We start from the raw sequence: 21,199 nt of genomic DNA on the forward strand, positions 1-21,199 counted from the left end.
AATTATCCTTTGCTGGAGCCGAGAGTCAGGCCTGCCACGAAGTGTCGCTGGAGCGCGAGGTAGATCACCAGGGCGGGAATCGCCGTGATCATCGCGCCGGCTGCGATGAGGTTGTAGTTGGAGAGGAACTGGCCCTGGAGGTTGTTGACAGCCGTCGTGAGCGGAAGGCGGTCGCCGCTTTGCAGGAAGAGCAGCGGCCAGAAGAAGTCGTTGTAGACGAAGATGACTTCGAGGGTGCCCATGGCGGCCAGTGCAGGGCGGCACAGCGGCAGGATGATGTCCCAGTACTGGCGCCAGATGCCTGCCCCGTCAACCAATGCGGCCTCGGTGAGCTCGGGGGAGAGAGCCTTCATGTAGTTCGACAGGACGAAGGTCACGAAGCCGATCTGGAAGGCGGTGTCGACGGCGATCACGCTGATGTAGGTATTGAGCAGGCTCCCGGAATCGCTGACGCTGTACGGCAGCGGCAGCAGCTTGAACATTTCGAACAGCGGCGCGGCGAGGACCTGCGGCGGGAGAAGGTTCCCCGCGGTGAACATGATCAGGAGCGTGACGTTGAACTTCCAGCTGACCCGGCTCACGGCGAACGCCATCATCGATGCGAAGAAGAGCACGAGAATGACGGACGGGATGGTGATCAGGGCGGAGTTCCAGGCGTATTGGGCGAAGCCGCCCTGGGTCCATGCCTGGCTGAAGTTGTCGAAGTTGAAGGACCCGCCGAAGCTGAAGTAGCCGTACTTGTCCGTGTCCGCTTTGGGGCGCAGGGCGGTGAAAATGGTCCAGACCAGGGGAATGAGCCACATTATGGCAAGCACCGTGAGGAAGATGTGGATGCCGTAGTGGCGCCTGCCGTGCCTGCCGGGGTTGTTGCTCACCGGCTGGCCGGATCCCGGGCGGGGGCGCCGCCCGGTCGTCGAACCGGCCGTCGAACCGCCCGCCGGGCCGCTCGCCGCGGCCGCGTCCGTAGGCTGTGCGATGCTCATGCCTCTTTGTCCTTTCCGAAAGCCCTGGACAGGTAGAACGTGATGGGGACCAGGGAAATGACAAGGAGGATGACGGCCAGCGCCGATCCGACGCCGATCACCTGACCCTCGCCGACCAGGTTTTGGATGACCAGGGCGCTGATGAGTTCCAGGCCGTTGGTGCCGCGGTTGATCACGTACACGATGTCGAATGCCCGGAGGGACTCGATCACGGTGATGACGATGATGATGACGTTGACCGGACGCATGGCCGGGAAGATGACCCGGAAGAAGGTCTGCACCGCGTTGGCGCCGTCGATCTGCGCGGCTTCGCGAAGGGTGGGGTCCACGCCCTTGAGCCCGGCCAGGTAGAGGATCATGACGTAGCCTGCGTGCCGCCACGTCGCTGCGATGAGCGCAGCCCAGATGTTGACGCTGGAATCGCCGAACCAGTCAATGGCCTGCGGGGTCCCGGCGGTGCCGAGCAGGAAGTTCAGGAGCCCGCTGTCGCGGTTGTAAAAGAGCTGCCAGATAACGCCGATGAGTGCCAGCGAAAGCATCACGGGAGTGAAAAAGATGCTCTGGTAGATCTTGCTGCCGCGGATGTTCTGGTCCAAAAGGATGGCCAGCAGCAGCCCCAGCGGCGTCGCGATGAGAGCGAGGAACACCAGCCAGAGCACGTTGTGTTGCACGGCAGGCCAGAACGGAGGGTAATTCTGGGCGATGAACTCATAGTTGCTGAGCCCTGTCGGTTTAATATCGTCCAGGCTCAGGCCATTCCACCGGGTAAAGGACAGGGCTGCCGACAGCAGCGTCGGGATCCAGACCAGCACCAGCTGGATGAGGGTGGGCAGGCCCACCATAAGGCCCAGGACCCACTTGTCGCGGCGGGTGAGCCGCCGGACCCGCCCCGCCGGGGCGCCGGCTGTTCGCCGCGCCCGGGCGGGGCTCGTATTGGATGGTGTACTCACTAGAACATATTCCTTAGTGCCGGATCGTGGTGGCCGAGTGACCGCTACTGGGCGGCGTAGAGCGACTTGGCCTGGGCTTCCAGGTTCTTGACGTCCACGTTGCCGTCCTTGATGAAGGACTGCAGTGCCGGGATCATGACGTTGTTCGCCATTGCCGGCAGCGCATCCCGGTCAAAGAACTGGCTGATGTTCTTGGCGTTGGCGATGACGTCGGCCATCTTCTTGCTCAGGGGCGAGAACTTCGACGTATCGGCGCCCTTGGCGGCGGCAATGTTTGAGCTGTCGACGGAGGCGTACACGTCCTGTCCCTCGGGCGTGCCGAGGTAGGCCAGGAAGTCCTTCGCGGTCTGGTTCTGCCCGCCCTTCTTGGACAGCAAGAGCCCGTCGATCGGTGCCTCGACGGCGTCCCGGCCCTCCATCGCCAGCTCCGGGAACGGGAAGAAATCGATGTCAGCGGCGACGTCCTTGTCCGTGTACTGCTGGGTGAGGAAAGAGCCGAGCAGGTACATGCCGGACTTCTTCGCGCCGAGGTTTTTCGCGGAGTCCTGCCAGGTCATGCCAAGGGCGTTGGGGTTCTGGAAGGGCAGGAGTGCTTTCCAGGTGTCAAAGACATCGCTGACCTTCTTCTGGTCCCAGGATTCCTTGTGTGCCGTGAGGTCCATGTGGAACTGGTAGCCGTTGAGGCGCATGTTCAGGTAGTCGAAGGTTCCCATCGCCGGCCAGCCGTCCTTGTCGGCGAACTCGATCGGGATGAGGCCGTCGCCCTGCATTTTCTTGGCCAGCGCGGTCAGTGCATCGAAGGTGGTGGGAACCTCGTAGCCCTTCTCGGCCCACAGGCTCTTCCGGTAGAAGAATCCCCAGGGGTAGTTGTAGTTCGGGACGAAGTACATCTTGCCGTCGGCGCCCGTGGAGGCCTTCTTCATGGCCTCGGAATAATTGCCGCCGATTTTCTCCCAGACGTCGTCGATCGGAGCGAGCAGGCCCTTTCCGGCGTAGTACTGCATGCGGTAGCCGGCGAACCAGGTGAAGGTATCGTCCGGGCTGCCCTGGAGGTAGGTGTTGATCTTGTTCTGGAAGTCGTTGTGCGGAACCACGTTGGTGGTGACCGTGGCGCCGGATTTTTTCGTGAATGCATCTGTGACGGCCTTGTAGGCGGCCTTCGGGACTTCATCCGACGAACCCGATCCGAAAGAGAGCGACTTGCTGCCGCCGCCGCTGGCCGCGGGGCCACTCCCACCCGTGCACCCTGCCAGCAAAGGAACGCCGGCCATGGCGACGGCGCCGGCACCAAATGTCTTCAGCAGCGTCCTTCGGTCCCACCCGCCCTGGCTGGAGGCCCGGCGCAGCGCGTCTTCGTGTATGGTCATGATTTCTCCTTTGAAACAGCGCGGATAGTGTGAAGCAACTCACATAATTATCTATCATAATCGCACAATAAGGAACGTCAAGAGGCAAAAAAGAACATTTAACTGCCGTCGCAGACCGCATGCAGGGGCCGACGCCCGCAGGTTGCTCGGGAGGGGCGCTTCTCACTCAGTAGGACTGGCCGGGCGGGCCAGGGGTATTACCGGCGTGCTGCTCGCGCGCCGGGAATGGTCCGCCGGCACCCGTGCGGCGGTGGACTCACTCACGGACTGGTTGCCGGGACGGCACATGGCGCAGCCGATGAAGCCCCCCGCGCCCCGCGGCCACCGGGCACCCGTGCGGCGGTGAATCTATTCGCAGGCGATTCCGTCGCCGTCGCGGTCCAGTTTGCTGCTGTAACCGGGCTGTCCCCGCCGGATCGGGGCCGCGCCCGCGGCCCGCACGGCAGTGCAGTTTGCGTAGTACACCGCGGCCGGGGCCGGTGCGACCGGAACTGGAGCCGGCGCGGGTGCCGGCGCCACCGGGGCTGGAGGTGCGGCTGCGTCCGGGGCGGCCGCGACCGCCGGGGCCGGAGCCGGTGCGGGCGGCTGCTCGCTGGTGGGGGCCAAGGCGCCCGGGCAGTCACCCAGGATCCTGGCCATGGCGTCGTGCTCCGCCTGGCTGACCCAGAGCGCGTAACTTGCCTTGACCGAGATCTGCCGTGCTACGTAGGCGCAGCGGTAGGACTTGTTCGGCGGCAGCCAGGTGGCGGCGTCGCCGTCGCTCTTCTGCGTGTTAGCGGGGCCGTCAACCGCCAGGAGGTTCAGCGGATCGTTGGCGAAGGCAAGGCGCTGGGCCGGGCTCAGCTGCTGTGCGCCCTTCTGCCAGGCATCGCTGAGCGCCACGACGTGGTCGATCTGGACCGCGGTGCTGGTGCTGGTTCCGCGAACGAAGTTGATGGGCTTCGCGGTATATGGGTCATTCAGGGCGCCGGAGAGCACAACGCAGTCCCGGGTCCCGGCCTCGAGGGTTACCGCCGTAAGGTCGCGTCGGAGCACGTCGTTGCGGGTATCGCAGCCGTTGCGGTCGACGTCGGCCCAGGCCTGGCCGAACTGGTCGCGGGAATATCCGGTCTTGGGCGCCCTGCCCTTGACCGGGAGGGTTGCCAGCACGTCCAGCGCCTTGCTGGCGTAGGCCGGCTGCTGACGCGGCGCCGAGGCCCCGGCCACGTTGGGAACGGCGGTGGTGTCCGGATCAAGCGGGGCACCAGCGTCGGTCATGGCGGTCGGCGTGGACGAGGGGGCGACGGAGGGCGTGGCCGAGGTGCTCGAAGAGGCCGGTTCGACGGCGGGGTTGGCGGCGGCGGGGGTGGGGCCCGCGCAGGCGGTGGACGAGACCAGCAGCAACCCGGCGGCACCGCAGGCGATCCAGTCCACAACGCCAGGGCGCCGGGCAACTACCAATAGGGCGCTGGTTAGATCACGCCTGCCTGCCCCAACGCTGCCTGCCTCAACGCTGACTGAAATAAGCCTGCCTGAAATAACCCTGCGCAATCGTTCCCCCAAAATCCGTGCGTAATTCCCTGCCGCCTTCGGCCTGTTTCAGCCTACCGGCGGTGTCCCCGGATCCGGGTCAGTGCCGCGCCGGTGTTCCGTAGCGACAGTCCCCAGACGAGGAGCGGGGACCCGGTACCGGTTGGCCACCCGAAAGATGTTCTGCGCCGTGGGCCTGGGGGCACCCGGCCGGTTAGTTCAACGTGGCGTTGTTCAGCGCGTACGGCGGGCGCAGGAGACCGGCCGTGTGGCCCTCGGCGGGATCGTTGCCGATTTGGACCACCTTGTTGTCCACGTCCACATGGACCACCTTGGGGGTGTAGGCGTTGGCTTCTTCCGTGGTCATCTGGGCGTAGGTGATCAGAATGACGAGGTCGTTCACGTGCATCAGGTGCGCTGCCGCTCCGTTGATGCCGATGACACCGGAACCACGCTCGCCGGCGATGGTGTAGGTCTCGAGCCGGGCCCCGTTGGTGACGTCAACGATCGCGACGAGTTCGCCGGGAAGGATATCGGCGGCCTCGAGGAGGTCCAGGTCCACGGTGACCGAGCCGACGTAGTGAAGGTCCGCGTGGGTGACCGTGGCGCGGTGAATTTTGGACTTGAAGATTGTTCTGTTCATAACAGCACCAGTTTAGCGCTGGGGCCGCCGGTCCGCTGTGAGCCATCAAACACGGGCGGGGATACGGGTTAGGCGGCCGGCGCGATGGACGCTGCGGTCTCGGCAAGAATTTCGCGGGCCGCAAGGATGGCCGGGCGTTTGGCGCTGGAGCGGCGCACGGACGTAAAGACTGTGCGGTGCGGATTGCCCGGGAGCTCAAGCAACCGGGCAGTGGTGCCCCGGCCGGTCCACACCAGGTTAGGCAGCAGCGCCACCGCATTGCCTGATTCGATCAGCCGGATCTGCGCCTGAAGGTCGGCAGTCTCAAAGCGGACATCCGGTTCAAACCCGGCGCTCCGGCAGGCCTGCTCGGCCCAGTGCCGGGAGGCCGCGCCGCGGGGCTCCATTACCCAGGGCAGGCCCGCGGTGTCGGCGAGTGAGTTGATGGCAGGGCGGCCCGGTGACGACGGCGGGACCGCCAGCCTGATCGCGTCGCCGGTCAGGCGGATCCGGTCCAACTCGGCGTAGCGGGGTGCAGCGTGGCCCGGATACTGTTCGGCAACGACCAGATCGAAGTCCCGTGCCCAGGTTTCGTGGAGGGCCGTTTCGGGTTCCCGCTGGATCATTTCGACCCGGACCTCGGGGTAGCTGGCGGACATCCGGGTCAGGGCATCGGGCATCAGCGCCAACGCCGCAGACTGGAAGACGGCGATCCGCACCGTCCCGGTCACAGTGGTCAGCGAGGCCGCGAGATCGGCCTCCGCCTGCTCCAGGGTTTCGAGCAGTTGGGCGGTGTGGGCCACCAATACTTCGGCCTGCGGAGTGAGCTGCACCCGGCGGCCGGTTTTCCGCAGGAGTTCGACGCCGGCTTCCTTCTCCAACAGCGCCAGTTGCTGCGAGACCGACGACGGGCTGTACTGCAGCGCTTCGGCGACTTCGGCAAGCGTGCCACGGATCTTGAGTTCGCGCAGCAGGCGCAACCGCCGGACATCGAGCATCAATATTCCTTTGTGAATTCTAATGGTTAATGATTAGGAGAAGTCACTTTATCTAATGGAATCAGGCTCGCATACTGTTCTCACCGAGTAACCCCCATCACAGGGCGGATTGATGGGTGAAACCCCTACGCAGGAGACCCCGATGAGCACCAGAGATTTGACCAGATCGATCATGCGGCGCAAGCCCATCGATGACATTGAGGAAGAGAACAAGCACAGCGGCCTGTTCAAGAGCCTGGGTCTGTGGCAGCTGACAGCCATCGGCGTCGGCGGCATTATTGGCGTTGGCATCTTCTCGCTGGCAGGCCTGGTGGCCCACGGCAGCAAGGGCGAACCCGGCGTCGGCCCCGCTGTGCTGGTCTCGTTTCTGATCGCGGGCCTGGCGTCAGCGGCTGCGGCCCTGTCCTACGCCGAATTCGCCGGCATGATTCCCCGGGCCGGTTCGGCCTACACCTACGGGTATGTGGCGCTGGGCGAGGTCATCGGCTGGTTCATCGGCTGGGACCTGCTGTTGGAATACATAGCGATCGTGGCGGTGGTGGCCATCGGCATTTCCGGCTACTTCGACGCCTTCCTTGCCGGTATCGGCCTTCACATGCCCGCCTGGATGACCTCGACGTTCGATGAGGGGACCGGCGGCGTCGCCAATGTCCCCGCCATTTTTGTCTGCCTGCTCGTGACCTGGATCCTCTCCCGCGGCACCAAGACCTTCGGGCGCTTCGAGCTGGTGGCCGTCGCCATCAAGGTGGTCCTGATCCTTTTCATCATCGGGCTGGGCATCTTCTACATCAACACCAACAATTACAACCCGTTCATGCCCAGCGGCTTTGGCCCCGTACTGGCCGGCTCCGCCACGGTGTTCTTCGCGGTGTTCGGCTACGACGCCATGAGCACAGCTGCCGAGGAGGCGACGGACGGCAAGAAACACATGCCGAAGGCGATCATCATGTCCCTGATCGTCGCCATGCTGCTGTACGTCGCCGCCACGCTGGTTCTCACCGGCATGCAGAACTATAAGGACATCGACCCCAAGGCCGGCTTCGCCTCCGCGTTCAACGGCGTGGGCCTGCCCGTGATTGCCACGATCATTTCCGTCTTTGCCGTGTTGTCCATTTTGACCGTGATGCTGACCTTCTTGCTCGGCGTCACGCGCGTCTGGTTCTCGATGAGCCGGGACGGGCTGCTTCCGGGTTGGTTTGCCAAGACCGACCGCCACGGCACCCCGCAGCGCGTCACGTGGATCGCGGGTGTGGCCTCGGCGGTGCTGGCAGGCATCTTCCCGATCAAGGCCGTCGCGGACCTGACGAACATCGGCATCCTGGCCGCTTTCGTCGTTGTCTGCCTCTCCGTGATTATTTTCCGGTACAAGAAGCCCGACGCCCCGCGCACCTTCCGGCTGCCGTTTATGCCGGTGGTTCCGCTCTTCGGCATGCTGGCCTCGGCGTTCCTGATGACTCAGCTGCACTGGGAGACGTGGGTCCGGTTCGTCGTGTGGCTGGTCATCGGGCTGGCCATCTACTTCGGCTACGGCCGCAAGCACTCCCTGATGAACCCGGACAGTCCCCGGCACGAAGAAGCCGTCGAGATGCAGCGAGACGTCGGGTAGCACCCCACGCTCCCTCACGTTCCACGCCCGAGATCCGGACGCTCCCTCGGATCCGGCGGCGACTACCCGGCGCCCTCAGCGTGTGCGTTTGTTGTTCGCGGCCGAAGCTGAGTGATGGACGCCCGAACACGCGCAGGAAGTGGGAAGCGTCCGGTAAGAAAGTTCGATTTTTCTAATCAGTATTGCTCAGAAAACATCGCTTTATCTTATGAAAGTCCGGTCGCATACTGATGTCTAGAACAGTCCACATTTTGAGAAAGAGCGAGTGCCACCATGACCAACACGTCAACGGAATCCGGACTGAAGGCCGGCAGCGCCAACGGCAATGAAGCCACCCGCGCAGCCGTATCGGAAGGCTCCCCGGTCCTTGAGGCCGCCGCACTGGCCGAGGACACCATCGCGCTGGTGCGCCGCTGGCTCACCGAAGCCGCCAGGGTGCCCGTCGACGCCTCGGCCGAGCAGCTCGCCGGCGTCCTGAAGGACCCCAACGGCCTCGACTTCACGGTCGGGTTCGTCGACGGCGTCGTCCGTCCCGAAGACCTGCAGGTCGCCGCCCGCAACCTCGCCGCACTCGCCCCCAAGGTCCCGGCGTTTTTGCCCTGGTACATGCGCAGCGCCGTCCGCTTCGGCGGCACCATGGCCCCGGTCCTGCCGCAGGTGGTCATCCCGGTCGCCCGCCGGGTGCTCCGCGAAATGGTCGGCCACCTGATCGTCGACGCCACCGACGCCAAACTGGGCCCGGCCATCGCCAAGATCCGGACGGACGGCATCAAGCTCAACGTCAACCTGCTCGGCGAGGCCGTGCTGGGCGAGCACGAGGCCACCCGCCGGCTCGAGGGAACCCACACGCTGCTGTCCCGGCCCGACGTCGACTACGTCTCGATCAAGGTCTCCTCGACGGTGGCCCCGCACTCCGCGTGGGCCTTCGATGAGGCCGTGGAGCACGTCGTGGAGAAGCTCACCCCGCTCTTCGCCCGTGCCGCCTCCTTCGCCAGCGGCGGACAGCAGGCGAAGTTCATCAACCTGGACATGGAGGAATACAAGGACCTGGACATGACCGTCGCGGTCTTCACCCGGATCCTGGACAAGCCCGAGTTCAAGAACCTCGAGGCCGGCATCGTGCTTCAGGCCTACCTCCCGGATGCCCTGTCCGCCATGATCCGCCTGCAGGACTGGGCCGCGGACCGCCGCGCCGGCGGCGGCGCCGCGATCAAGGTCCGCGTGGTCAAGGGTGCCAACCTGCCGATGGAGCAGGTGGAAGCCTCCCTGCACGACTGGCCGCTCGCCACCTGGAACACCAAACAGGACTCGGACACCAACTACAAGCGTGTCGTCAACTACTCGCTGCACCCGGACCGCATCCGCAATATCCGGATCGGCGTGGCCGGCCACAACCTCTTCGATATTGCCTTCGCCTGGCTGCTGGCTAAAAAGCGCGGCGTGGAATCCGGCATCGAGTTCGAGATGCTGCTCGGCATGGCACAGGGCCAGGCGGAAGCCGTCAAGAAAGATGTCGGCTCGCTGCTGCTCTACACCCCGGTGGTCCACCCTGCCGAGTTCGACGTCGCGATCGCGTACCTGATCCGCCGCCTCGAAGAGGGCGCCAGTCAGGACAACTTCATGTCCGCAGTCTTCGAACTCGGGGGGAAATCCCCAGAAAGCAGATCACTCTTCGAGCGTGAGAAGGGGCGCTTCCTCGCCTCCCTCGCCGAACTCGACGACGAGGTTCCGGCCCCGAACCGCCGGCAGAACCGCGCCCTCCCGGCCGCGGCATTGCCGCAGGATTCGTTCGAGAACACCGCGGACACCGATCCGTCGCTGCCGGCGAACCGAGACTGGGGCCGTGCCATCCTTGGTCGCGTGGCCACCTCCACACTGGGCAACGCCGCTGTCGAGGCCGCCACCATCAGCGACGAGGCGGCCCTGAACGCGGTCATCGACACCGCCATCGAGAGGGGCAAGGCCTGGGGTGCACTCTCGGGCGCCGAACGCGCCGTGATTCTGCACCGTGCCGGCGACGTCCTCGAGGCCCGCCGCGCCGACCTCCTCGAGGTCATGGCCAGCGAGACCGGCAAGACGATCGACCAGGGCGATCCCGAGGTCAGCGAGGCCGTCGACTTCGCGCACTACTACGCCGAATCGGCCCGCAAGCTCGACGACGTCGACGGGGCCGCCTTCCTTCCGGCCAAGCTGACCGTCGTGACCCCGCCGTGGAACTTCCCGGTCGCCATCCCGGCCGGTTCCACCCTCGCCGCGCTCGCCGCCGGCTCCGCCGTCGTGATCAAGCCCGCGAAGCAGGCCTGCCGAAGCGGTGCCGTCATGGTCGAAGCCCTCTGGGAAGCCGGTGTGCCGCGCGACGTGCTCACCATGGTCCAGCTGGGTGAGCGCGCGCTCGGGCGGCAGCTCATCTCCCACCCGGCCGTGGACCGAGTCATCCTGACCGGCGGCTACGAGACGGCCGAATTGTTCCGTTCCTTCCGTAAGGACCTGCCGCTGTTGGCCGAAACCAGCGGCAAGAACGCCATCATCGTCACCCCGAGCGCTGATCTTGACCTTGCGGCGAAGGACGTCGCGTACTCCGCCTTCGGCCACGCCGGCCAGAAGTGCTCCGCCGCGTCGCTGGTGATCCTCGTCGGTTCGGTGGCCAAGTCCAAGCGCTTCCACAACCAGCTGATCGACGCCGTCACCTCGCTCAAGGTCGGCTACCCCGAGGACCCGGCCAGCCAGATGGGCCCGATCATCGAACCCGCCAACGGGAAGCTCCTGACCGCGCTCACCACCCTCGGCGAGGGCGAGAGCTGGGCCGTCGAGCCGAAGCAGCTGGACGACTCCGGCAGGCTGTGGAGCCCGGGTGTTCGCTACGGCGTCCGCCGCGGATCCTACTTCCACCTCACCGAGTTCTTCGGTCCGGTTCTGGGCGTCATGACGGCCGAGACACTGGAGGACGCCATCGCGATCCAGAACCAAATCGAGTACGGATTGACCTCCGGCCTGCACTCGCTCAACTCGGATGAACTTGCGCTCTGGCTGAACACCGTCCAGGCCGGGAACCTCTACGTCAACCGCGGCATCACCGGTGCCATCGTGCAGCGCCAGCCCTTCGGCGGCTGGAAAAAGTCAGCAGTTGGCGCCGGTAGCAAGGCCGGTGGCCCCAACTACCTCGCGGGGCTCGGCGAATGGGCCAGCAAGCCCAGCGCCGCTGCCGAGACCGGTGCAGGCCGGGCGGTGCTGCACTCCGGTGTGCGCCGGATCGAGGACGCGGCCAAGGGCTTCCTGACCGCCGAGGATCTTGCAACCCTGCATCGCTCGCTGGCCTCCGATGCCCGGGCCTGGGCCGAGGAGTTCGGTACCGCCAGGGACGTTTCCGGACTGGGCGCCGAACGCAACGTCTTCCGCTACCGCCCGCTGCCGGTCACGGTGCGGCTCTCTGAAGGCAAGCCCCTCGGAGAGCTGGTCCGGGTCGTTGCCGCCGGTGTGCAGGCGGGTTCGGAACTCGAGGTGTCCAGCGCCGTCGAACTGCCCGCCCGGTTGCGTGCTGTACTTTCAGGGCTGGGGATCGGTATGGCGGTGGAGAACGACGCCGAATGGCTGGCTTCCGCAGGCCGGCTCGCCGCTGCAGCACAGCTGCCGGTACCACGGTTCCGCCTGATCGGCGGGGACATGAAGGCGTTGGCCGAGGCCACCGGCGGCCGCCCGGACCTGGCCGTTTACTGCCATCCGGTCACGGAAGCCGGGCGCATCGAGTTGTTGCCGTTCCTGCACGAGCAGGCCGTCAGCATCACGGCGCACCGCTTCGGCACCGCCAACCACCTCTCGAACGGATTGATCTAGGCAGCGCTGATTTATGCAGCGCTGTCCCCGCAGGGTGGGGGCAGCCGTCAGCCGAGATACCAGCCGGGCGGCACCCAGGATGCGGGAACGGCGTGTGCGGAATAGTCCTCGCATCCCGAGCAGAAGTAGGTCACCTCGCCCAGCTTGTTGACCCTTCCGTCGCGGTGGTGCTTGGCGGGAACGAACGTCTCCAGGTACACGAATTCGTCGCTCCCGCATCGCTCGCAGTAAGGGATGCCGATGTGGTCGTCGCTCCGGGTGGCGTGGACGTGCGGGTGTCGGCGGCCGAGCCCGGTATGCGGCCCGCCGTCAGGGTTTGCCGTTGTGGACAGCGGGCGTCCGGCGGCGGCCGGTCGGCCGGTCCGCACTGTGGGGTGGGGACTATTGGTGGCTGGCGTCATTGCTGGCCTATCCCGAACGCTTGCCGCACCCTGCCGCCTATGCCGTCCGGCGGCCTCGAGCGGCGTCGTTCGATTTGTCGAATCGTTGGAGCGGGCCTCTGTTTGACCTGCAACTGTCAGGATAGGGCAAGTACCCCCGGGCTTCAATGGGTCGGTACCGATCGTCCAGGCAAGTACTTCGCCTAGCCTCGATCTTTCATGAGGCGCCGTTTTCAGTGGGTCAGGGCTTACTGGCTGCCTGACGGTTGCCATGGTGGCATTTGGGTGTGACATTTTGACCGCTGGCCTGATGGCGGCTGTCGGTGACGGTTCCACCCCGGTCACGGTGATGCTGTTTTTGTTTCTGAGTGAGTGCGGACCGATGGCGGCTGCGCCTATGGCGGGCTCAGCGCCAGGAGTCGTTCCAGCCCTTTGAGCAGCAGCTTTACCTCCGGTGCTGTCGCGGCGAGGTGCAGGGTTATTTGGCGGGCATGGCTGGCAAGCTTGCCGCCGATTTCGAACAGCCTGGCCCGGAGTTTCTTCGGCTCCCAACGCCTGGCCTTCGTACCTGTGAAAGCGATCATTTGGGTCCAGGCCATGATCTCAGCGGCGAGCATGACCACGTGGCACCAGAGTTCATTGCCGGTAAAGGCGTGGAAGGGCAGGTTGGCCAGGCCGGTGTCTTTGGCGTTGCGGATCCTGTCCTCGCAGCGCGCCCGGAGCCGGTGGCGGACCTCCAAGACGGCCAGCTGGCCTTTGGTTTGGTTGGTGGCGATGGCCGTGTAGCGGTGTCCGTCGATGTCGGTGATCCGCAACTGGGCCCCGGCGTGCGGGACTTCCTTGCGGACGATGACACGCATCCCGGCAGGCCACGAGGAGAGGTCCAGCATGCCGGTGATGTCCGCGACCCAGGCGCCGTCACGCTCGACCCCGTCACTGTCATATGCTTTCGTCCACCCGGTTTTGGGGACCAATGGCAGGACCTTGGCGACGGCTCCATGGATAGGGAACCCGACCGAGTAGGAGAAGTTGCGGTGTTTGGCGGTCAGCCAGTCCAGGAAGCCGTGGGTGCCGCCGGCGGAATCCGTGCGGATCATGATTTTCCGCCCCGACCGGTACCCCGTGGGGAGTTGTTTGACAGAGTCTTTGACGACCTGGATGTGTTCGGCAACCGTGTTGGAACCGGCATTTCCGGGCCGCAGCAAGGTCACCAAGGGTTCCCCGGTCCCCAGCAGGCCGTGGTCAAGGAAGGAACACAGTGGGTGGAATCCGAATCCTTTCTTCCAGGTTGGACGGGCGTCTTCCTTCTCTGAATGGGAATTCAGGAGGGAAGCGTCGAGGTCGATGATCAGCGGGTTCTCCGCGCTCACCCCGTGCAGGGGCGAGTCCTTCCCGGCCTGCGCCCACACGTGGGCCCGAGCCTTGGCGCGGGCGCCGTTGATGGCCGCCAGCGCTTTGGCAGGCTTTACCGTTGCCAGGATCTTGAACAGCCGGCTGATGGTTGGATCCGAGGCAACGAGCCCGTAGACCTCGGGCTGGTTGCGGAGCCGGTCAATGTCAGAGACGCTGTCGCCGCCCGTGGCCAATGACAGGGCCAGATCGGTAAGGATTTTGCCCGGGTCGTGCGTGGCAAAGGGTTTGCGCCACGGCTCTAAAGCCTCCGACAAACCAGCACCCAGACCAGCGACCTTCACCATCGAGGTCAGGACCACACCGCCAGCCTGAGACACCACCCCGTCCCCGGAAGAATCAACACGGACAGACGGATAAAATCCGGTAAGGTAACTCACCTGCGGGGTGCTCCTGATGTGTCATGAAAAATGTTGTGTGGTAACTACATTTTCCCACGTCAGGGCACCCTTCAGGCTTTAATTACGCGGCCCGGTAACACCCCCGATGAAATCTCGAGGCTAGGTACCGGGTCCCGCCGGCAAGTGGAAGTGCCGGATTGCGCGCCGGAATACGCTAGCCGGACTGGGGCAGATGCGGGTAGGCCGGCTGACGGTGCTGGAACTCCAGGATGCCCGGGTTAAGCACCACGCCGTCGCGGATTTCTATCGCGCGGCTGATTGTCTCGTTTCCGGACCAGCCCGCGGGCCCGGAAAGTACCGGTTCCAGGAAGGGCAGCAATGCCTCGCTGATCTCCCAGGTGGCGGAGTCCCAGAGGTAGGACGGGCTGTGGTCCACCGCGTAGTAGTCGATGTGGTCGCCCACCGTGAAAATGGGCTCGGGAAAGGTGGTGCTCTTCGCCCAACTGAAACCCATGCCCTCGTCGCAGGACACATCCACGATCAGGCTGCCGGGCCGGAAAGCACCCAGATCCTCGGTGCGCAGGTAGGTCAGTGGTGCGTTCGGATCCTGCAGGGTGCAGTTGACCACGATGTCGCTCTCCGCGAGGAAGGGTGCCAGCGGCACCCGGCCCCGTTCGGTGATGACTTCGCTGAGGAACGGCGCCACGTCGTCGTGGTCGAATTGTGCGATCCGCACCGAGTGGATCGGTGACCCCACCGCGGCGACGCCGCGGTTGGTCAGCACCTGCACGTCGTGGACGCCGTGTGCGTTGAGGGCCGTCACGGCTCCGCGGGCGGTGGCGCCGAAGCCGATCACCACGGCGCTCAGCCGGCGGCCGTAGTCGCCGGTGGTACCCGTGAGGGCCAAGGCATGCAGCACAGAGCAATAGCCGGCCAGTTCGTTGTTTTTGTGGAAGACGTGCAGGCCGAAGCCGCCGTCGCTGGCCCAATGGTTCATTGCCTCGAAAGCGATGAGCGTGAGCTTCTTATCGATGGCCAGCTGGGTGATCTCCCTGTCCTGGACGCAGTGCGGCCAGCCCCAGAGGACCTGCCCGTCGCGGAGTTCGGCCAGGTCGGCGGGCTGCGGCTTGGGCAACAGGACGATGTCGGCGTCGGCCAGGAGCCGGGCCCGCGGCGCGATCCGGCCCACGAGCCCTGCCAGGTGGGCGTCCGTGACGCCGAAGCGTTCACCGTAGCCCTCTTCCAGGATCAGTCGCTGCCTGAGCTCCGGGGCGATGCGTTCAACGTGGCGGGGGTGGATGGGAAGCCGGCGCTCGTCCGGCTTTCGCGTCGTGGCGAGGACTCCGAGGATGAGATGGTTCGAGGAACCGGTCACTTCTTTTTGGGGCTCGCCGTCTTGGCGGCCGTCACCTTGTCCAGGGAGCTGGGCGGCGTTGTGCCTGCCCTCTTGTCCGCGCGTTTTTCCTTGATGGACTTGCCGGATTTCTTGGATGCTGCTTGACGAGGGGATTTGTCAGCCATGATCGCTCCTGTAGCGGAACCGAAGAGGTTCCTGACTCCTGACCCTACAGGTAGCCACCTAACCGTCCCCGGCCTGGTGGTGCGTGGCCAGCGGGGGACGCCATGGAGCGGCTGACGGGAATCGAACCCGCGTATCAAGCTTGGGAAGCTAGCGCTCTACCATTGAGCTACAGCCGCAGTGGGACTGTCCAGAATCCTGGACGAAGTCCCGCGGAACAACGAGATTCACCTTACCCCAGCCGGGGGAATTCCCAGAACAGCAACACCGGGCCCTGCCAGCGGTTGGGACGCTCCTTGAGCCACTCGGGCGTTTCGCAGGCCGGGCCGGGCGATGCTGGCTCCGCGGCCCGCGCGTTGTTAGCCGTCCAGCGCCGGGGCGAAGACGCGGACGGATGAACAGGTAGTTTCGTCTCAGATCCGGGTGATCGGCGAGTAGTCGTCAAATGCAGAAGAAGTAGGGCACACTCGTGTGCCGTCATAAGGCAGCTATTTTACTTGGGGAGACCACAGCCGATCTAGTCGCTAGAAGGTCTCCCAATGTTTCATCAGGCGCTAAGGGCTGTCCATCCGTTATTGCTCACGGATGGACTTCGCCGGTTAGCATCCCTCTCTAGGCAAGTCGACCCGACCTTTCACCGAGAAACGGAACCTGCCAGCCCCCCGTGGTCGCGACCATGAGCGAACTCAAGCAACGCCGCCCACTCCACGCGGCAACGAAGTTGACGGCTACCGTCCGGATGCGCGAACGTGCGCACATCTTCGCTCGGCCCCAGCATTCCGTTTGGGACGACGAATCGCCGATTGATATCCCCGCTCCGAGGAAGGCCGGCAGCCAGACCTGGCGGAAGTTCGCTAATAGCCTTCGCATCACGGATTCGGCAGCCGTCCTGGTTGCAGTGGCTTTGGCGTACGTGTTCCGGTTCAGCGCCGATGCATCAACATCCGCCGCCGAGGACTTCGAGGCGAGATACTTGGTGCTCTCCACACTGCTTCTCGTGGCCTGGATCGCCGTGCTGGAGATCTATCCAACCCGCGACAGCCGGACGTTTGGTGTAGGCGGCGCCGAGTACAAGCGTGTGGCCCAGGCCACCCTTAAACTGTTCGGGGCGCTGGCGATCGCGATGGTCTTCGTCCGGTTTGACGTGGTGCGTGGGTACTTTGCTATCGCGTTGCCGCTCGGCCTGCTCCTTCTCACAGCAGACCGCTGGCTGTGGCGTAAGTGGCTAAACCGGAAGCGGATCGCGGGCGAGTACCTTTCCCGGGTGATCGTAATCGGCGAGGCCGCTGACGTTGAATATGTGATCAACCAGATCGAGAAGAACCCAATGGCCGGCTATCAGACTTCCGGGGTGGCTCTGCCAACCCTGGACAAGACCATGGAACTTCGGCCCCCTTGGTACCGGATCCCGGTTGTGTCCACCCTGGCCGACATCTCGCGGATGGTGGAGGTGGCCGGAGCGGAAGCCGTCATCGTCGCCGGGCCGGTGCCAGGTGGCAGCAAATACATCCGGGAGCTGGGGTGGAAGCTGGAGGCTACTGGCACCGAACTCGTCCTAGCCTCAAGCCTCACCAACGTTGCAGGTCCCCGAATTCACTGGCGTCCGGTTGACGGGTTGCCCCTCGTGCACGTAGAGCTGCCCCAATACGCAGGCGGCAAGCACGTTTTGAAACGGGCCGTGGACATCGTCGCCTCCTCCCTCGCGTTGCTGGTCTTGTCACCGGTGATGTTGGTTCTGGCCATCATCGTCAAACGGGACAGCCGCGGTCCCATCATCTTCCGGCAGTTGCGGGCGGGCAGGAATGGGATGCCCTTCTACATGCTTAAGTTCCGCTCGATGGTTCAGACTGCTGAAATCGAATTGGCGTCGCTTCAGGAGCGCAACGAAGGTGCCGGCCCGCTTTTCAAGATCCGGGATGATCCGCGGGTGACCGGATGCGGGCGCTGGATGCGCAAGTACTCACTGGACGAGCTTCCGCAGTTCTGGAATGTGCTGACAGGCGAGATGAGCCTAGTCGGCCCCCGGCCACCCCTGCCCACGGAAGTGGAGCGCTACGAAAAATTCACCAATCGAAGATTACTCATCAAGCCTGGCATCACGGGATTGTGGCAGATCAATGGCCGCTCCACCCTCCCGTGGGAGGAGAGCATCCGCCTGGATCTCTATTACGTGGAGAACTGGTCGCTGACCGGGGACCTGATCATCCTGTGGAGGACTTTCAGAGCCCTTCGCAGCCCGGCCGGCGCGTTCTGAGGAGAAACCTTGACCACTCGAATTGGCTACGCGGCCGGTGCCTTTGATCTATTCCATGTCGGCCACCTTAACCTGCTGCGCCACGCGAAGGCGCACTGTGATTTCCTGATCGCCGGTGTCGTTTCGGATGAACTTCTGGTTGCGACAAAGGGCAACCCGCCGGTGATTCCTCTGGCGGAGCGGTTGGAAATCGTCCGGCACATCCGATGCGTCGACGAGGCGATAGCAGAGACCCTTCCACACAAGATCGACACCTGGCGCCGCCATCCCTTCGACATCGTCTTCAAAGGGGACGACTGGAGGGACACCCCAAAAGGGCGCGCCCTTGAACGGGAGTTTGCCGCTGTGGGTGTGGATGTCGTCTATTTCCCGTACACCATGCACACCTCCAGCACTCACCTCCGGAGGAGCTTGGAACTCCTTAATTCCAGACCGCAGGAGAGGGCAGCCCTACAGAGTTTGCCGTAGTGGCCACTTCAGCAAACACCTCGACAGCCCCCGGGACAGCACGATCTTCCTCCGCAGCACCGTCCCGCGCAGCAACGGTACAAAGTTCGCGGGGGTAGGGTGCCCGCACACCGGTGGGGGTAGGCCACAACGCAAAATTTCTCACATCAGGAACAACAAGGGGGAATGAACATGAGTGTCGGATATGCGGCGCAAACGATAGACCGAGGCGTCATCGGCCATCTCAAAATTTTGCAGAAGGCCGGGAGTCGATGCGGCGCTGCGCCCGGTGAGGAGGCGCGGTGAAGACCAGAAATTTCAAAGCGCGACCGGCTCCCGAGACAGCCCTGAAGATTGCCATGATCGGCACGCGTGGCGTACCCGCTCAATACGGCGGCTTTGAGACATGCGTCGAGGAAGTGGGCAGCAGGCTCGCAGCGAACGGTCACCGGGTTGTAGTATATTGCCGCAGCGCCCGCGAGGATCACCCGCGCCCTGCGTCGCATCTGGGCATGGAACTAGTACACCTTCCAGCATGGCGGCGTCGCACCTTGGAAACGCTTAGTCACACCGGGTTGTCCGCGGCGCACGCAGTCGGAGCCGGGTTCGATGCGGCAATCGTCTTCAACGCCGCCAACTCTCTGTGGCTGCCAGTCATCCGCGCGGCCGGCGTGCCGGTCGCGACCCATGTAGATGGCCTTGAATGGAAGAGGGCCAAATGGGGTCCCAGCGGAAAGAAGTTTTACAGGATCGCCGAAGCCCTGGCGGTCCGGTGGTCGGACGCGCTAATCGCAGACGCAGCCGGCATTCAGGAGTATTACCGGACGGAGTTTGCCGCCGAGACCCAGCTGATCACGTACGGCGCCCCGATTCTTCCAAGAGGACGGTCCAACCGCTTGGCCGAGCTTCGACTGGAGCCGCAGAAATACCATCTGGTGGTCGCGCGGTTCGAGCCCGAAAACCACGTACATACGATCGTCAAGGGATTCACGGCCAGCGACGCCAAGCTGCCGCTCGTCGTCGTCGGTTCGGCGCCCTATTCAGACACCTACACCGGGCAAATCCGTCGCTTGGGCGATCAGCGCGTACGTTTCCTGGGGGGAGTCTGGGATCAGGAATTGCTGGACCAACTCTACGGGAATACTGCGGTCTACTGGCACGGCCATTCAGTAGGGGGCACCAACCCGTCCTTACTTCGGGCGATCGGGGCAGGAGCCGCGACGAATGCCTTCGACGTCAATTTCAACCGCGAAGTACTGGGCGATGCCGGCCTGTACTTCAGCACCCCGGCGCAGGTTGCCGCGCTGGTCGCCGATGCCGAGGGTGGCTCTGCGGCGACGGCCGGGCGCGGACGGGAAGCACAAACCAGGGCCGCGCTTTACGATTGGGAAAAGGTCACAGACGGGTACGAAACGTTGTGTCAAGGTCTGGCGGCCGGCATTTTCAAACGCACCGCGAACGGTCGACGCGTGCACCAGGACGCCGCACTGCGTCCCTGGCGTGGGTCCGGGCAGCAGGTGGCGCGGTGAGAGGGCGCTGGGCGGCAGTGCCTCCGGCCGGATATGGCGAAGTCGTGGTGACCTACCGCGCCAGTCTGTTGTCACTCGCGTCGGCACAGAAAGCTGCAGCTCCGGGAGCGCCCCCTTATTCCGTTTATGTCAACCGCCGGGTGGGTAGGTATTTCGCGGCCGCTGCCCATCGGGCAGGAATGAAACCGAACATGGTGACTGTTGCCAGCGCGGTCTTAACGTTCAGCGGAATCGGTTTGATTGCTGACGGAACTCCCTCGTGGTGGCTTGGAGCCTGCGTCTGGATATTGCTGGCCGTCGGATATGCGCTCGATTCCGCTGACGGCCAGGTTGCCAGGCTTTGCGGCGGTGGTTCAGTGGCAGGGGAATGGCTTGACCACGTCATTGACAGCGCAAAAATTTCCTGTCTGCATCTGGCAGTGCTGGCCACGGTCTATCAGCACTTCCAGTTGGGGACTCAGGCGCTGCTGGTGCCGATGGGCTTCACCGTCGTCGCCGCGGTTTCATTTTTCGCGATGATTCTGAACGACCATCTGAAGGCCATCGAGGCGCTTAAATCGGGAAGGAAGCTGCCCGGCGGAAGCGTCTCAAAATGGAAATCCCTCCTCCTCATTCCGACCGACTATGGAATCCTGTGCCTGCTATTTCTGTTCCTAGGCGCACCGTATCTTTTCTTTGGGCTTTATTGCCTCCTATTTCTCGCTAACGCCGGGCATTTGTTCCTCGCGTCCATCAAATGGTTCAACGACATGAAGCGGCTGGCAATACTGCCTACCGACGCCAACTCCCAGGGGGCATGAACTAATGATCACCAAGGTCTCACAGCAACGCCGGATGACCTCATTATGGTCGCGGCGACGGCTGCTAGCAGGAATAGCGGTGATGGGCCTTCTGGGCTTGAGCGCGGGAGCATGGACAAGCGCTCAGGCGGCGGGAATCCCGGCCATCGTGCCGACGAAGCCGGCCGTTACGCCTGCGGCCGCCGCTCAGACCGTCCAAGGCGACACCAAATCGGAGAAGGAACGGGCTCGAATTCCTCAGCCCCGGGCCGGAGTCGTTGCCCTGAACGCGACGGCGGTACTCAAAAGCGGTGCGAGGGTCAGGATCGAAAAGATGGAAGCGGTCCAGGGTGAGGCCACCGGCCCGGGTGAAGTTGCCGGACCTGCCCTCCGATTCCAAGTCACCGTAGACAATCCCACATCAGTCGCCCTGCCCACAGCAAACCCCGTCCTGGCCCTTGCATACGGGGCCGCACTGACGCCGGGGCTTCAGCTCGGCGGTCCTGGCGCCACCCGTTTGCCCGATGCAGTCAACGCGCATGGTTCGGCGTCGGCGGTCTACGTATTTAACGTCGCCGCTGACCAGCGGGAAAAAGTTCTGATTCTCGTAAACTTCGGAGTTGCCGAGGACGTCCTTGCCTTCGAAGGCGCGGCTCCGAAAGCGGGAAAGTAAC

17 protein-coding genes and 1 tRNA gene are annotated in these 21,199 nt (G+C 64.1%); 7 read left to right on the plus strand and 11 right to left on the minus strand.

All coding sequences use genetic code 11. The annotated features are described in order from the left end of the window. Window positions 1-2: 2 nt before the first annotated feature. From ABIB14_RS12215 to ABIB14_RS12240, 6 genes are all read right to left on the minus strand, one after another. Window positions 3-983 carry a carbohydrate ABC transporter permease gene (locus ABIB14_RS12215; protein ID WP_354236149.1) on the minus strand — a complete coding sequence of 327 codons (981 nt, stop codon included), beginning with the start codon at window positions 981-983 and terminating at the stop codon, window positions 3-5. Continuing rightward, the gene (locus ABIB14_RS12220) at window positions 980-1,933 is read right to left on the minus strand and encodes a carbohydrate ABC transporter permease (RefSeq protein WP_354236150.1); all 954 of its coding nucleotides are present in this window, start codon (window positions 1,931-1,933) and stop codon (window positions 980-982) included. The genes ABIB14_RS12215 and ABIB14_RS12220 overlap by 4 nt, the downstream gene beginning before the upstream one ends. Before the next feature lie 44 nt (window positions 1,934-1,977). Continuing rightward, on the minus strand, window positions 1,978-3,300 hold the full coding sequence (locus tag ABIB14_RS12225) for an ABC transporter substrate-binding protein (RefSeq protein ID WP_354236151.1): 1,323 nt from the start codon (window positions 3,298-3,300) through the stop codon (window positions 1,978-1,980). A 348-nt stretch (window positions 3,301-3,648) separates the two neighbouring features. Continuing rightward, a complete protein-coding gene (locus ABIB14_RS12230; protein ID WP_354236152.1) occupies window positions 3,649-4,713 on the minus strand; it encodes a GmrSD restriction endonuclease domain-containing protein in 1,065 nt (354 codons plus the stop codon). 310 nt (window positions 4,714-5,023) lie between these two features. Further along, window positions 5,024-5,452, minus strand: a complete 429-nt coding sequence (gene panD / locus ABIB14_RS12235) for an aspartate 1-decarboxylase (RefSeq protein ID WP_354236153.1) — start codon at window positions 5,450-5,452, stop codon at window positions 5,024-5,026. A 68-nt stretch (window positions 5,453-5,520) separates the two neighbouring features. Continuing rightward, window positions 5,521-6,429 (minus strand): LysR substrate-binding domain-containing protein, encoded by a 909-nt coding sequence (locus ABIB14_RS12240; protein WP_354236154.1) that lies wholly within the window; start codon window positions 6,427-6,429, stop codon window positions 5,521-5,523. Between the two features lie 142 nt (window positions 6,430-6,571). On the opposite strand from ABIB14_RS12240, the gene ABIB14_RS12245 reads away from it, so the two are divergent. Both ABIB14_RS12245 and ABIB14_RS12250 read left to right on the plus strand, forming a co-directional pair. Continuing rightward, window positions 6,572-8,035 (plus strand): amino acid permease, encoded by a 1,464-nt coding sequence (locus ABIB14_RS12245; RefSeq protein WP_354236155.1) that lies wholly within the window; start codon window positions 6,572-6,574, stop codon window positions 8,033-8,035. Between the two features lie 273 nt (window positions 8,036-8,308). Then, the gene (locus ABIB14_RS12250; protein WP_354236156.1) at window positions 8,309-11,866 is read left to right on the plus strand and encodes a bifunctional proline dehydrogenase/L-glutamate gamma-semialdehyde dehydrogenase; all 3,558 of its coding nucleotides are present in this window, start codon (window positions 8,309-8,311) and stop codon (window positions 11,864-11,866) included. Between the two features lie 47 nt (window positions 11,867-11,913). On the opposite strand, the gene ABIB14_RS12255 is transcribed toward ABIB14_RS12250, so the two are convergent. The 5 genes from ABIB14_RS12255 to ABIB14_RS12275 form a co-directional block, all read right to left on the minus strand. After that, on the minus strand, window positions 11,914-12,267 hold the full coding sequence (locus ABIB14_RS12255) for a hypothetical protein (protein WP_354236157.1): 354 nt from the start codon (window positions 12,265-12,267) through the stop codon (window positions 11,914-11,916). 374 nt (window positions 12,268-12,641) lie between these two features. Next, on the minus strand, window positions 12,642-14,036 hold the full coding sequence (locus tag ABIB14_RS12260) for an IS1380 family transposase (protein WP_354236158.1): 1,395 nt from the start codon (window positions 14,034-14,036) through the stop codon (window positions 12,642-12,644). Window positions 14,037-14,211: 175 nt separating this feature from the next. Then, window positions 14,212-15,372 (minus strand): N(5)-(carboxyethyl)ornithine synthase, encoded by a 1,161-nt coding sequence (locus ABIB14_RS12265; RefSeq protein ID WP_354236159.1) that lies wholly within the window; start codon window positions 15,370-15,372, stop codon window positions 14,212-14,214. Further along, a complete protein-coding gene (locus ABIB14_RS12270) occupies window positions 15,369-15,518 on the minus strand; it encodes a hypothetical protein (RefSeq protein WP_354236160.1) in 150 nt (49 codons plus the stop codon). Before ABIB14_RS12270 ends, ABIB14_RS12265 begins: the two co-directional genes overlap by 4 nt. A gap of 103 nt (window positions 15,519-15,621) precedes the next feature. After that, window positions 15,622-15,695: transfer RNA gene (locus ABIB14_RS12275), tRNA-Gly, on the minus strand. A 560-nt stretch (window positions 15,696-16,255) separates the two neighbouring features. Between ABIB14_RS12275 and ABIB14_RS12280 the strand changes: the two genes are divergently transcribed. The 5 genes from ABIB14_RS12280 to ABIB14_RS12300 all read left to right on the plus strand — a co-directional run bounded on the left by ABIB14_RS12280 (window position 16,256) and on the right by ABIB14_RS12300 (window position 21,198). Then, window positions 16,256-17,770, plus strand: coding sequence for a sugar transferase (locus ABIB14_RS12280; RefSeq protein WP_354236205.1), 1,515 nt, complete (start codon window positions 16,256-16,258; stop codon window positions 17,768-17,770). A 9-nt stretch (window positions 17,771-17,779) separates the two neighbouring features. Continuing rightward, window positions 17,780-18,238 (plus strand): FAD synthase family protein, encoded by a 459-nt coding sequence (locus tag ABIB14_RS12285; protein WP_354236161.1) that lies wholly within the window; start codon window positions 17,780-17,782, stop codon window positions 18,236-18,238. Window positions 18,239-18,576: 338 nt separating this feature from the next. Next, window positions 18,577-19,746 (plus strand): DUF1972 domain-containing protein, encoded by a 1,170-nt coding sequence (locus ABIB14_RS12290; RefSeq protein ID WP_354236206.1) that lies wholly within the window; start codon window positions 18,577-18,579, stop codon window positions 19,744-19,746. Window positions 19,747-19,790: 44 nt separating this feature from the next. Continuing rightward, window positions 19,791-20,546, plus strand: a complete 756-nt coding sequence (locus ABIB14_RS12295) for a CDP-alcohol phosphatidyltransferase family protein (protein ID WP_354236162.1) — start codon at window positions 19,791-19,793, stop codon at window positions 20,544-20,546. A gap of 4 nt (window positions 20,547-20,550) precedes the next feature. Continuing rightward, on the plus strand, window positions 20,551-21,198 hold the full coding sequence (locus ABIB14_RS12300; protein ID WP_354236163.1) for a hypothetical protein: 648 nt from the start codon (window positions 20,551-20,553) through the stop codon (window positions 21,196-21,198). Window position 21,199: the final 1 nt, after the last annotated feature.

It is taken from the genome of Arthrobacter sp. UYEF3 (genome assembly GCF_040546245.1).
Taxonomy (GTDB): Bacteria; Actinomycetota; Actinomycetes; order Actinomycetales; family Micrococcaceae; genus Arthrobacter.